The sequence below is a fragment of the Fibrella rubiginis genome, assembly GCF_017353185.1.
GTDB lineage: Bacteria > Bacteroidota > Bacteroidia > Cytophagales > Spirosomataceae > Fibrella > Fibrella rubiginis.
On record NZ_JAFMYV010000001.1, the window covers coordinates 324,172 to 336,679 of the forward strand.

Here is a 12,508-nt window from a genome sequence, read left to right on the forward strand (position 1 = left end):
CCTGCGTTGGCGCTAATTGGCTTCCAGCGCGATCAGTTTTTTTCGAACTTCTTCATCCGATGCGTCGAATTTCAGGCACTGCCTGAAGGCTTCAATGGCCCTATTCTTTTCGCCTCGCAGCCGATAAAGCTCACCCAGCGACGCGTAGACAATGCTTTCGTTGGGAAACTGCTCTTGGGCCAGTCTAAGCAGTCCCTCGGCGGCGGGCAGGTTGCGGGGGCGGCTCATGGCTAGCTCATAGGCCAGATACGTCAACTGCGACACATTCATGTTCATGGTTCGGTAGCCCGCTACGGCGTCGTCAATGCGACCCATACGAATCAGTTCATTAGGTAAATACTGCCCGTCGGGCAGGCGGGGCATGGGTGTTTGCTGCCACTCGACCCGTAGCGAATCGACCCTGCCTGCCTTGTTTCGGCTAAAATAGGCCCTGGCTGTGTAGTCGGTGAAAGCAATGGTGTCACGGCCTACGGGTACACAAATGATATCATCACCATTGTTCACCCGCTCGATCAGTCGGTTACCCGATCGCCGAATCGACACCACCTCGTCGGCACCCCGCTGGTAACGGCCCACGTAGGCGTTGAGTAGCGAATCGGGTAGGGACTTGGTTACTAGTGGTTTAGGCAAAAAACCAGTCCAGCCATACGCTTGCGCCACGGCCCGGCGAATTTCTTTACCCAGCTCGTTCGCACCGTTGTTGTCGTTGAGCATCACCACCACGCCATTGCCTCCCACCAGGCTGCCAAGTGCGTAGGCCACAAAGCCCGCGTTGGTGCCGGTATGCTCAAAATAACGCCCCCGCTCGTCGGTGTTGCCATGTTGCTGAAGCAAAAACGTCCCCAGGCCAATCTGTTCGTTGATAAATCCGTCGCTTACTACGGCCAGTGGGGTCATCATCGCCTTCACTGATGATTGACTCAACAGCCCTCCCTTGCCTCGGTAACTATTTTGCAAGTCAATTACTAACCGGGCAAGGTCGGCTGGCGTACTGTAAAGTCCGGCGGCAGCCTGCTGCGGATAGACGTAGGGCATTCCTTTAAACCAGCCGTTTGTTGAATAGGCCCACGAGGCCTGCGTGGCCAGGCTGGGGGGCAGCGGCTGCGCAAACGTAGTCCGGGTCAGCCCCAGTGGTTTAAACAGCAGTTGGTTGGTGAGCGTAGCAAAATCTTGTTTTGTTACGTCCATCATGGCCATTTGTGCCACCAGATAACCCCCGCCCGAATACCGAAACTCCTTGTTTGGCTCGCTGTTGACCACCACCCGGCGACTTTCGGTACCGGGTTTGCCCGCCAGAATGTCGGGTACCGAAGGCAACGGTTGCTTGTCGGGTGTGAAACCGAAATAAGCCGATTGGCTGGTGCCACCCCGGTGGCTGAGCAGCATCCGCAACGTGACGGGCGTTTGTTGGGTGAAGCCGTTATCTCCCAGTTTCCACGATGTCAGGTACTGATTAATGGGCGCGTCGAGGCTTAGTTTGTCCTGCTCTACCAGTCTGAGCGCCGCCATAGCCGCCACCAGTTTGGATATTGACCCTGCCGAAAAGAGTGTCTGGGGCGTAACAGCGCGATGGGTGGTGGTGTCGGCCAGGCCATAGCCCTTTACCCAGTCGACCTGGTAGTTGTGGATCACGGCAATGCTCAGGCCCGGCACCTTGTAATGACGCATTCGGTCGAGGAGGTTCCAGCCGGGCAGGCCTGCTACGGGCACGTAGGGGAGCAGGCTGTTTTCAACGGCGGTGATCCTGTCGGCCTGTTTGCGGGCAGGCTGCGCCATGGTCATGGAACCGATGGTCAATTGCCAGTAAACAAGGAGCAGGGTGAATCGGATAGGGTACGTCGACATGGTCTTTTATGTTGATTGTGGCCCAAAAATCAGTCGATTAAGCATCGGCGTCGTCCCGAAGTGTGATTTGGGACTTCTTTACGTAAGCTTTTGGCGTTTCGCCCGTCTGCTCCTTGAATACCCGGTTGAAGGTTGTCTTCGAGGCAAAGCCCGCATCAAGAGCCAGGGCCAGTATGGTCAGGTGTTCGGTGTCGCCGGCGGCCATTCGCCGTTTCACCTCCTCAATCCGGTACGAATTAATAAACTCGTTGAACGACTGGTTGAAGCCCGAATTAATAAGGCGCGACACGGCGTTGGGTGTTTCGCCGAGGTGCTGTGCCAGGGTCGTTAGCGTTAGATCGGGGTCTTTGTAGAGTGCCTGTGCCTGAATGGCCTGAAGTAGCCGGTCGCGCTGGGCGGGCAAGACCACAACTGAAGTCGGTATGCGGTCTAGTTTTTGTCGTCGGTCATACAGAATACTCACCAGCGCCAGTCCATAAACAAGGATGGGCAGTATGAGAGTAGTCAGGTAAAACTTGGGCCAGTCTGGCTCAATGTAGAGCTGGTTTAGGAGGGGGTCAATGGCGGCAATGCCATAAAAGAGTGCTAACCCATTGAGCAACCGCCTCAGCCAACGATCGGTCGTGAAACGGCGGCTTTGGTAGATGGCGTAGAGCACCATCGCACAGGCTACATAATAGTCTACGTAGCGGGTGTAGGGCTTGTGAACAGTTTTCCAGAACCAGGTTTTGGTATCGAGCGACTGGGTCATAAGCAGCCCGTAAAAAAGCACCTGGATGATTACCGGTACCCAATACCAACGGGGTAGAGTGGCTGGTCTGCCCGCCCGTGCGCACATGTAGCCGTAGAGCAGTGGGCCAAAACTCCATGAATAAAAGAGAGGCAGGAAGTAAAGCCACTGGTGATGGTAATAGATGCCCGACAGGCTCAGAAAGTAATCGACAATTTGGAGTGTCAGCCCAACCAGTAACCACGCCAGCCACCGGTTGGCGGGCTGGTCAGATCGCCAGAAGAGCACAGCGGCGGTGGTGAAGCCCTGCGCAATGCAGCATATGTCAAAAAGGGTGAATGGGTTGAGTTGCAAGGTCATGACGCAGACGAAGCGGGTGACGAAAAATTCTTGCCAAGTTTAGCGTAATTCGGGCAGTTACGCGTCATCCTGGGTAAGACGGGCCACTTATGTGTCTATCCCTGACTTTCGTTTCTCGTCTATCATAGTCATCCATGCCTGTCCAACCGCCCCAACGAACCATTCTTGATACTGTGAAGCAGTACAGCGGGCGGCTGTTTGGGTTCATTCGCGACCGGGTGCGTACTGAGGAAGATGCCGAAGATATTTTGCAGGATGTCTGGTACCAGCTCAGCCGCGTAGTAGACCTCGACCAGATTGGCAGCCTCAGCGGGTGGCTCTATGAAGTGGCCCGCAACCGCATTACCGACCGCTATCGCCGCACCCGCGAGACGGCCTTCAGCGATGCCACCCACGCGGGCGATGGCGACGAATCAGATGATGATCTCTCGCTCGGCGATCTGCTGCTGGCCGACCCCGACGCGGCAGACGACCCGCTTTTCCGCGACCTGGTCTGGGACGAACTCATGCGCGCACTCGACGAACTACCCGAAAATCAGCGGGCGGTGTTTATTCAGAACGAACTGGAAGACAAAACCCTGCAAGCCATTGCCGACCAGACCGGCGAGAACCTGAAAACCATTATTTCGCGTAAACGCTACGCCGTGCAACACCTGCGAAAACGCCTCCAAACCCTCTACAACGACCTGTCAAACACCTAAGCCATGTACCGATCAAGAAAACGTTTCGTCTGGATCCCCATTTTCGCTGCTGCGGCCTGTGCGCTGCTGTCGTGGGCGGTCATGTATTTGTGGAATACCGTGCTGGTGGCGGTGGTCACGGTGCGGCCGGTCACGTTCTGGCAGGCGGCGGGGCTGCTGTTGCTGAGTCGGTTGCTGCTGGGTAGCTGGCCCGGTGGTGGCCGGGGCCGGCATGGCGGCGGACCAGCCTGGCGGGGTAAATGGCAACAAATGAGCGACGAAGATAAACGTCGTTTCAAAGAGCAGTTTCGTGCCCGTTTTCGCCCTGGTCCAGATGACGTGTAACTGAACAACAAGCTGCTACTATGATCATTTTCAAACGTTTAGACCATATTTTACTGTCTATTCCCGAAGGAGCCACCGCTGCTGCACGGGCGTTCTATACCGACGTGATGGGCCTGACCGAAATGGGGGGTAACCACCCAGGTGGGGCCATCTGGTTTGTCATGGCCGATATTCAGTTGCATTTGCGCGAAGAAGCAATCGGGCCATTGTCGGCCCGTCACCCTGCATTTGAAGTAGCCAATCTGGACGAAGCGCGGCAGGAGTTAACCCAAAAAGGCGTGCCCATTTCATACTCGTCTGACATCGACGGGCGGCAGCGGTTCTTTATCCGTGACCCGTTTGGCAACCGCATCGAGTTTTTGCAGTATGATGGGTAGCCTACACCTGCTGCCCCAGTTGAGCAATCAGGGTATCGTTGTATTTACGGGCCACAGGCACGGTTAACTGTCCGTTCAGCAAGTGCAGCTTGTAACCCTGCGCATTGCCCGAAATACGCTCTACCTGCTCCAGGTTTACGACGTAGGACCGATGGCAGCGAACAAAATGATTTGTATCAGTAAGTCCAGGACTGTTAGTTAGTTGCGATTCAAGGCGGCTCAGGCTGCTGCGCATCAGTTCCTTCGCCAGCGTTTGCTTTCGGACGAAAAAAATGGTGCAGTAGTTATCGCTCGATTCAATAGCCAGCAGGTCGGCAGTGGGAATTGTGAAGGTGTCTTTTTCGTTTTCGGCCACCAACGTAATTCGGGTTTCTGACGAGGTAGCCGACGGTCCGGCGGGTTTAGTGGCTGACGTAACAACGGGGGGCGCAGGAGCGTCGGCGGTGGGGTGGGGCGGCAGCTTGGCCGAGAGCGTAGCGGCCTGTTGCTGATAGCGTTTCAACTGGCGAATGTAGTTGGCTACTACCGCCCCGGCCACCGGAAAGATGCCCACCAGCAACGTAACGGCAAGACTCCAGCCAAAACCTTCTGTGACGTAGTTGTTTGTAAGCCAGGCTATATAGAGCCAGTTGGCCACGCTGATAAGGACAATATGAAGCAGAATCTGAGCAATTTCTTTGCCCACCGTCCAGCGCTCTTCGGCAAAAGGGCGTGGTATCAGCCGGGGAACCACCCCATTGCAAAACGCCGTGATGCCGAAGGTGATCAGCCCATACCCCCAGATTTTAAGCGACTTATGGGCTGTTTGCCAGGTAGCTAAACCAAAGGGCTGAAACAACCAGAGAAACAGGCCCACAAACAGGCCGAAGAACAAGGCCAGCCGCCAGGCATGACCGGGTGTTTCGTTTCGTGGATACGGCTGGCGCAACAGATCCATGAGCAGCGAATGGCTTTAACGCGAAAAAGGACGCCAGGCCGACAATTGTTCGGCAAAGGCGGGGAGGGAAGCGGGATAAGCAACAGCCATAAACAGCATGCCGAACAGCGCCCCATAAAGGTGAGCGTCGTGGTTGATGCCTGATGCACCCTGCCGCGACGCATAATAGGAATACCCCAAATACAGAAACCCGAAAATAAAGCCCGGGATGGGTATGGGAATAAATATAAGCTGCAACGACATAAACGGGTTGAGCAAAATCATGGCAAAAATCACTGCCGATACTCCACCCGATGCCCCCAGCGAGTTATACCGCGACTGATCACGGTATTTTAGCAGCGTGGGAATGTCGGAAACAATAATGCCCGCGATATAGAACAGCACAAACACCACCCCGCCTAAATCGCCGAAGAGTATAGTGAAAACGCCTTCCAGCGCCTGCCCAAACGAGAAGAAGCTGAACATATTGAAAAACAGGTGCCCATAGTCGGCGTGCAGAAACCCCGACGTCACCAGCCGGTAATATTCGCCCCGTTTGGCCACAGCGTAGGGGTTCATAATCCAGCGGTCCATCAGCGATTCATTCCGCCAGGCGGCAATACTGATGAGGACCGTGGCGATAACAAGAAGCAGGGTAGCAGACATAAACAGGGGTTACGGTGGTCAGGATTCGCGCTCCACCAGTTGATGCGCAAAGTCCAGCAAGGTAGCCTTTCTGACGGGGTCGGCGTTGACCTGATCCAGATTGGCAAAGCCTTTTTGGAAATAATCGGCAATGCGGGCTTCGGTCAGTGTCCGAATGCCCAGTTGATCGTAAATAGCCGTAATGGCAGCCACCTTTTCGGCCTTGTCGAACGTGTCGCGGCCAAGCCAGTCCAGCAGTTCGGTGCGTACTGTGCCTTCGGCGCGCTCAAGGGCTTCGATAAGCAGAAACGTTTTTTTGTTGGCAATAATGTCGCCACCCACCTGCTTGCCAAATTTGGCCGGGTCGCCATACACGTCGAGCAGGTCGTCTTTTAGCTGAAAACCGATGCCAATGTTCAGCCCGCCGTCGTAAAGGTGTTGGGTGCTTTCGGCGTCGGCACCGGCCACAAGACCACCTAGTTCCATCGCCAGACCCAGTAATACCGACGTTTTCAGCCGGATCATTTCAATGTATTCAGCCTCCGATACGGTGTCGCGGCTTTCGAAATTCATGTCCATCTGCTGTCCCTCGCATACTTCGGCGGCCGTCTGGCTAAACCGTTGCAGGGCCTGCCGCAGGTGCTGGGCGTCGATGTCGAGCAACTGTTCATAGGCTTTCACCAGCATTACGTCGCCGGAAAGAATGGCAATGTTGGCGTTCCATTTTTCGTGCACGGTGGGCATGCCCCGGCGGAGTGGGGCCTGATCCATGATGTCGTCGTGAAGGAGCGTGAAGTTGTGAAAAACCTCTACGGCCACAGCAGGTTTTAGGGCCAGCGTATAATCGTCGGTAAAGAGTGAGGCGGCCAGCAGCGTCATCAGTGGCCGTAACCGCTTGCCCCCCAGGCCCATAATGTAGCGGATAGGGTCGTAGAGTTCGGGGGGCTGCTGTCCGTAGTTGGTGAGGTCAAATTGTTGACGTAAAGCGTCTGTTAACTGAGTTGGGTTCATGCAGGAAGGGTTTGTGAAATGTGGCGGTCTGCCACAAACCACAGACTGATCTTGTTGGCCCAAAAGTAAGCAACATCGGCTGAAAAGTAGGCAGACGTGACCTTGTGCGCCACCTGCCTAGGCTTTCTCCAGCGCCGCCAACCACTGCTCATACGCAGCCTCATACGCCTGCCGCACGCGGGCGTCGGGGGTGATGGTGCGCACCACCTGAAGACCGCTGAAGGTCTCGGTGCGGTTGGCATAATGTCCCAGCCCCAAGCCCGCTCCCCGCGCTGCGCCCTGCGCCCCGTCTGTGTTGTAGAGTTCAATGGCGGCACCTGACAGGTTGGCTAACGTGTTGGCAAACAGAGGACTAAGGAACATGTTGGCCTCGCCCGCCCGGATTGTTTTCACGCCCACCCCTACCTGTTCCATGACCCGAATACCATAATAAAAGGCAAACACGATCCCCTCCTGCGACGCCCGCAGCCAGTGTGCCAGCCCATGTTGGTTTACCCGCAGCCCATGAAACGAGGCCCCCGGATCAGCATTTTCCAGCACGCGTTCGGCCCCGTTGCCAAAAGGTAAACACACCAGCCCGTCGGCGCCAATAGGGGCCTTCTGTGCCAGTTCGTTCATCTGACTATAGGATAACTGCCCCTGCAGGAGGCCATTCCGTAGCCAGCTATTCAGGCTGCCCGTGCCGTTTATGCATAGTAATACCCCGTAGCGTGGCGTTTCCGGGCTGTGGTTCACGTGCAAAAAGGTGTTCACCCGCGACTGTGGGTCAAACCTGGCCTGCTCGCTTACCCCATACACCACCCCCGATGTGCCCGCCGTGGCGGCAATTTCGCCGGGGTCGAGTACGTTCAGCGACCAGGCGTTGTTGGGCTGATCGCCCGCACGGTAGGTGACGGGCGTACCTACGGCCAACCCCATTTCGGCGGCAGCAGCGGCATGCACCCTGCCCTGTTCGCCAAAGGTGGGGCGCAATGGCGGCATCAGCGACTGATCGAACCCGTAATACTGCATCAGAAACTCGGCGGGGCGGTTTTCCAGAAAATCCCAGAGAATGCCTTCTGATAAGCCCGACGCCGTGGTGACGATTTCGCCCGTGAGGCGGGCAGCCAGGTAATCGCCGGGGAGCATAAAGTGGGCCACGTTGGCATACACGTCTGGCTGATTCTCCTTCACCCAGGCCAGTTTCGCCGCCGTGAAGTTGCCAGGTGAGTTGAGCAACTGCCGCAATACCCGCTCATGCCCCAGTGCATCGAACGCCCGCTGCCCGAGCGAAACGGCCCGGCTGTCGCACCAGATAATGGCGGGCCGGAGTACATTAAGGTGGGCGTCTGTCACCACCAGCCCATGCATTTGGTAGGAGATACCGATGGCTTTTATATCTGTGGGTTTTGCTCCGGCGGCGGTCATCACCGCCTGTACAGCCTGCGTAGCGTTATGCCACCACAAGTCGGGTTGTTGCTCAGCAAAGCCCGGTTGCGGCGCGTCGATGGCCATTTCCGATTCGGGGAAAAACGCCGAGGCCACAGCGGTATTTTTGTCAGCGTCGAGCAGGCAGGCTTTGACAGACGAACTGCCCAGATCAAGTCCAAGTAGGTACATAGGGGAGGGGGTAGGTACTAAGTTTCAGCCAGAAAGGGCTGTTCAGGGCGAAATTTACCTGTTGAAAGCCCTATAGCAGCCATTGGGCGGCCGCAAAACGAGCGCATAAAAAAAGGCCCCTCTGATACAGAAGAGCCTTTTCGGGAAAGTTAACGGAAATTATTCGGCCTTAAAATGGAGCCGCGCGGTGTGTACTTCGTCGGCTCGGCTAATCTCATTGGTTGTCAGTTTAGCATTCAGCAACTGCCGGGTCAGGTCGTTTTTTAATTTTTCATTGGCCGTGAAAACGGTCGGCGCGAGTACCGAATTGTCATCGGCAAGGCGAAACTGAACCACCACCACACTACCGCCTTTTCCTTCGCGCAGGGCTTCGGGGTAGGTGAGTTGACTGGCCAATTGTTGTTCCAAATTGGCTTGTGGCTTTGCCTTACTCTGCTTTTTCGTTCCAGGGTTGGCAAAAGCCGCTACGGTCGCCAGACCGATTAACATCCATGAGCACAGGAGCGTCTTCATGATTATGCAGGCTTTAGAGGTGAGAAAATCCAAACCCAGTCTATCGGTGTACTCGTCCGTTTATGGCCTACGTGGTCATGTCATGGAATACAGTTGTGCGACTGATAATACAATAGTAATAAAAAATCGGCTTTAATGTTAAGCCAATGTTAACAAATGGTCTTTTTCAGAAGAGATTAATCACGCAATACTTACTAAAAACAGGTAATCTCGCTGATTGTCAACAGATTATATATTAAGCTATTTTTTACTAAAAACACACCGACGTAATATTGGCGTAATAAACCAACAATAAATTAGGCGGATTCAGTGTCTGGTTACGGGGGCTATCAGGCCTTTACTACCTGATTCAGCAGTTCCTGTGCAATGGGCAGCAATGTTTCTTCTTCTGAAATGAAGCGCTGACTTTCCAGCCGAAACGCTGCCGGATTTGGCAAATCATATCGGCGAATGAGATCGAGCTTCAACCGCTCGAACGTAATGCCTATACCCCGACGCAACCGCTCCCGAAACTGCCAGTGGACCAACCGCCCACCTGGCGCGGTCTGATCATAGAGCGTAAGCCGGTATTGATAGACCGACAAATCGGTGGTGGTGGTATAATGCACCAGCAGGTACCCTTCTTCGGGATGCAGGGGCATAAGGCCAACAGGTTCCAGCGTCAGGGTTCGTGCCAGTTCGGCCCAGCGCTCACGACCGTCGGTGAGGGTAGCCTGGAAACGAGGCAGCGCAAAATCGACGATTTCATCTACTTCGGTCAGTAGCGGGTCGTCGGTGTGTTCCGGTGCATAGGTTATTTGAGGTGGCGGCCCGCCAATACCCGCCACACGCTTGGGAAAGGCCGCCATCAGCGTACCTTTGCCCGTCCGAAAACGGAGGGTGGCTTCGTAATGGCGTTGAAGATCGGGTAAATCGGGGCAGAGCCTGTTATCGGCAAACCGTTGGTGAACGCCCTGCAGATACGCCAAAACGACATACTGCTTGTATTCGGCATCGATTCGGCTTTGTGTCAGCCAGTCAGATGAAAGGGAATTCAGACGGATTTCGGCCATAATTCATCGTGCGGTTGGTGCGTAACAAGATAAGGTCATAACTGGTTACGGCAAAATAAAGCGTGTTAAAGTGCTTTTGTTGCCAAATAATCAATAGCTCTGCTCCTTATTTACCCCAATAACGTACAAAGCCTGAAATTTTGTCAGTCTTTTTATCTGGCATAATGCTTGACGCCGCAAACCCGTTCGATTAAGCAAAAAAAACAGTTTAACAACCTTAATCATCTCTTATCGCTATGACCACAGCAATGGAAGACGTGAAAGTAAAACCCCTCGCCGACCGCGTGGTGGTTGAACCCGCCCCGGCTGAAGAAAAGACCGCCTTCGGAATTATCATTCCCGACACGGCCAAAGAAAAACCCCAGCGTGGCACCATCGTCGCCATCGGCACGGGCAAAAAAGACGAGCCTCTGACCGTTCAGGTTGGCGACACGGTGCTGTACGGCAAGTACGCCGGCACCGAGATCACCGTTGAAGGCAAAGAGTACCTCATCATGCGCGAGTCTGACATCTTCGCCATTGTTTAAAAAATTAGTCCAGCGTCTAAAGTCTAATGTCCAAAGTTCGGTTAGCCTGCCACATGCAGTGCGACTTTAGACTTTGAACCTTGAACTTTAAACTTCAAAAAATCATGTCTAAGAAAATTCTCTTCGATACAGAAGCCCGCGACAAGATCAAAAAGGGTGTTGATACCCTTGCCGACGCGGTTAAAGTAACCCTCGGCCCTAAAGGTCGCAACGTCATCCTCGACAAGAAATTTGGTTCACCATCAATCACCAAAGACGGTGTGACGGTGGCCAAAGAAATTGAACTGAAAGACGCCATGGAAAACATGGGCGCTCAATTGGTTAAAGAAGTGGCGTCGAAAACCGCCGATTCGGCCGGTGACGGTACGACCACGGCAACGGTACTGGCCCAGGCAATCTACTCAATCGGGGTGAAAAACGTAGCCGCTGGTGCCAACCCAATGGACCTGAAGCGCGGTATCGATAAAGCCGTATTGGCCGTAACCGCCAACCTGTCAGAGCAGGCGCAGACGGTGGGTGATGATTTCAGCAAAATCGCGCAGGTAGCCACGATCTCGGCGAACCACGACGAGGAAATCGGCACCATGATCGCCGAGGCGATGAAGAAAGTGGGTAAAGAAGGTGTGATCACGGTGGAAGAAGCGCGTGGTACCGAAACGGAAGTTAAGACCGTAGAAGGTATGCAGTTCGACCGGGGCTACCTGTCGCCTTACTTCGTGACGAACACCGAGAAAATGGAAGTGGAGCTGGAACGCCCCTTCATCCTGATCTCGGAGAAAAAAGTATCGTCGATGAAAGAGTTGCTGCCGGTGCTGGAGCAGGTGGCCCAAACGGGTCGTCCGCTGCTGATCATCGCCGAAGACGTTGACGGTGAGGCGCTTGCCACACTGGTAGTAAACAAAATTCGTGGCGCCCTGAAAGTGGCTGCCGTAAAAGCCCCTGGCTTTGGCGACCGTCGGAAAGCTATGCTGGAAGACATCGCTATCCTGACGGGTGGTACCGTTATTGCCGAAGAGCGTGGCTACAAGCTGGAAAGCGCTACGGCTGAATACCTGGGTCAGGCCGAGAAGATCATCATCGACAAAGACAACACGACCATCGTCAATGGCGTGGGTGGCAAAGATGATATCGCCGGTCGCGTAAACCAGATCAAAGCCCAAATTGAAAACACCACGTCTGATTATGACCGTGAGAAGCTGCAAGAGCGTCTGGCGAAACTGTCGGGCGGTGTAGCTATTCTGTACATCGGTGCTGCCACCGAAGTAGAGATGAAAGAAAAGAAAGACCGCGTTGACGATGCCCTGCACGCTACCCGCGCTGCCGTTGAAGAAGGTATCGTAACGGGTGGTGGTATCGCCCTGATCCGCGCTATTGCGGCACTGGACGGTGTCAACACGATCAACGAAGACGAGAAAACGGGTGTCAACATCATCCGTGTGGCCCTCGAATCACCCCTCCGCACAATTGTAGCCAACGCCGGTGGCGAAGGCTCGGTAGTGGTAAACCGGGTAAAAGATGGTCAGGGTGGTTTTGGCTACAACGCCAAGAACGACACCTTCGAAGATCTCTTCGCTGCTGGTGTGATTGACCCCAAGAAAGTAACGCGTCTTGCTCTTGAGAACGCAGCCTCTATCGCCGGCCTGTTGCTGACGACTGAGTGCCTGATCACCGACGAGCCGGAAGAAGCTGGTGCCGGTGCGGGTGCTCACGCCCACGGCGGTGGCGGCATGGGCGGCATGATGTAACATCACCCGCTCGCTATACACAAAACGCCCCTGGCCTGCTGGTTAGGGGCGTTTTGTGTTTATGGTGATGGCATTGCAGGTCGTCGGTATGGTATAACAGGCTGGCTCTTTTCCTTTGTCAACTGCCTGTTAGCACAGATTAGCCAGCGGGCTTTCTTTACCA

At 54.7% G+C, this 12,508-nt stretch carries 13 protein-coding genes; 5 read left to right on the plus strand and 8 right to left on the minus strand.

What is annotated here, in order from left to right:
- Window positions 1–12: 12 nt before the first annotated feature.
- The gene (locus J2I47_RS01250; protein ID WP_207362730.1) at window positions 13–1,845 is read right to left on the minus strand and encodes a serine hydrolase; all 1,833 of its coding nucleotides are present in this window, start codon (window positions 1,843–1,845) and stop codon (window positions 13–15) included.
- Between the two features lie 37 nt (window positions 1,846–1,882).
- A complete protein-coding gene (locus J2I47_RS01255; RefSeq protein ID WP_207362731.1) occupies window positions 1,883–2,935 on the minus strand; it encodes a helix-turn-helix domain-containing protein in 1,053 nt (350 codons plus the stop codon).
- A 134-nt stretch (window positions 2,936–3,069) separates the two neighbouring features.
- On the opposite strand from J2I47_RS01255, the gene J2I47_RS01260 reads away from it, so the two are divergent.
- From J2I47_RS01260 to J2I47_RS01270, 3 genes are read left to right on the plus strand one after another with little or no spacing between them, the layout of a single operon-like run.
- Window positions 3,070–3,636: an RNA polymerase sigma factor gene (locus tag J2I47_RS01260; protein ID WP_207362732.1), complete on the plus strand. Its 567-nt coding sequence runs from the start codon at window positions 3,070–3,072 to the stop codon at window positions 3,634–3,636.
- Between the two features lie 3 nt (window positions 3,637–3,639).
- The gene (locus J2I47_RS01265; RefSeq protein ID WP_207362733.1) at window positions 3,640–3,960 is read left to right on the plus strand and encodes a hypothetical protein; all 321 of its coding nucleotides are present in this window, start codon (window positions 3,640–3,642) and stop codon (window positions 3,958–3,960) included.
- 20 nt (window positions 3,961–3,980) lie between these two features.
- Window positions 3,981–4,337, plus strand: a complete 357-nt coding sequence (locus tag J2I47_RS01270; RefSeq protein ID WP_207362734.1) for a VOC family protein — start codon at window positions 3,981–3,983, stop codon at window positions 4,335–4,337.
- A 1-nt stretch (window position 4,338) separates the two neighbouring features.
- Here J2I47_RS01270 and J2I47_RS01275 read toward each other — a convergent pair whose 3' ends face one another.
- The 6 genes from J2I47_RS01275 to J2I47_RS01300 form a co-directional block, all read right to left on the minus strand.
- A complete protein-coding gene (locus tag J2I47_RS01275; protein ID WP_207362735.1) occupies window positions 4,339–5,274 on the minus strand; it encodes a LytR/AlgR family response regulator transcription factor in 936 nt (311 codons plus the stop codon).
- Between the two features lie 15 nt (window positions 5,275–5,289).
- On the minus strand, window positions 5,290–5,919 hold the full coding sequence (locus J2I47_RS01280) for a rhomboid family intramembrane serine protease (RefSeq protein WP_207362736.1): 630 nt from the start codon (window positions 5,917–5,919) through the stop codon (window positions 5,290–5,292).
- 18 nt (window positions 5,920–5,937) lie between these two features.
- Window positions 5,938–6,909 carry a polyprenyl synthetase family protein gene (locus tag J2I47_RS01285; protein WP_207362737.1) on the minus strand — a complete coding sequence of 324 codons (972 nt, stop codon included), beginning with the start codon at window positions 6,907–6,909 and terminating at the stop codon, window positions 5,938–5,940.
- Window positions 6,910–7,026: 117 nt separating this feature from the next.
- The gene (locus J2I47_RS01290) at window positions 7,027–8,508 is read right to left on the minus strand and encodes a xylulokinase (RefSeq protein ID WP_207362738.1); all 1,482 of its coding nucleotides are present in this window, start codon (window positions 8,506–8,508) and stop codon (window positions 7,027–7,029) included.
- 159 nt (window positions 8,509–8,667) lie between these two features.
- On the minus strand, window positions 8,668–9,021 hold the full coding sequence (locus tag J2I47_RS01295) for a hypothetical protein (RefSeq protein ID WP_207362739.1): 354 nt from the start codon (window positions 9,019–9,021) through the stop codon (window positions 8,668–8,670).
- Window positions 9,022–9,350: 329 nt separating this feature from the next.
- On the minus strand, window positions 9,351–10,073 hold the full coding sequence (locus tag J2I47_RS01300; RefSeq protein ID WP_229374199.1) for a hypothetical protein: 723 nt from the start codon (window positions 10,071–10,073) through the stop codon (window positions 9,351–9,353).
- Between the two features lie 248 nt (window positions 10,074–10,321).
- Between J2I47_RS01300 and J2I47_RS01305 the strand changes: the two genes are divergently transcribed.
- Together J2I47_RS01305 and groL are read left to right on the plus strand one after the other, a co-directional pair.
- Window positions 10,322–10,600 (plus strand): co-chaperone GroES, encoded by a 279-nt coding sequence (locus J2I47_RS01305; protein WP_207363166.1) that lies wholly within the window; start codon window positions 10,322–10,324, stop codon window positions 10,598–10,600.
- Window positions 10,601–10,704: 104 nt separating this feature from the next.
- Window positions 10,705–12,345, plus strand: a complete 1,641-nt coding sequence (groL, locus tag J2I47_RS01310; RefSeq protein ID WP_207362740.1) for a chaperonin GroEL — start codon at window positions 10,705–10,707, stop codon at window positions 12,343–12,345.
- Window positions 12,346–12,508: the final 163 nt, after the last annotated feature.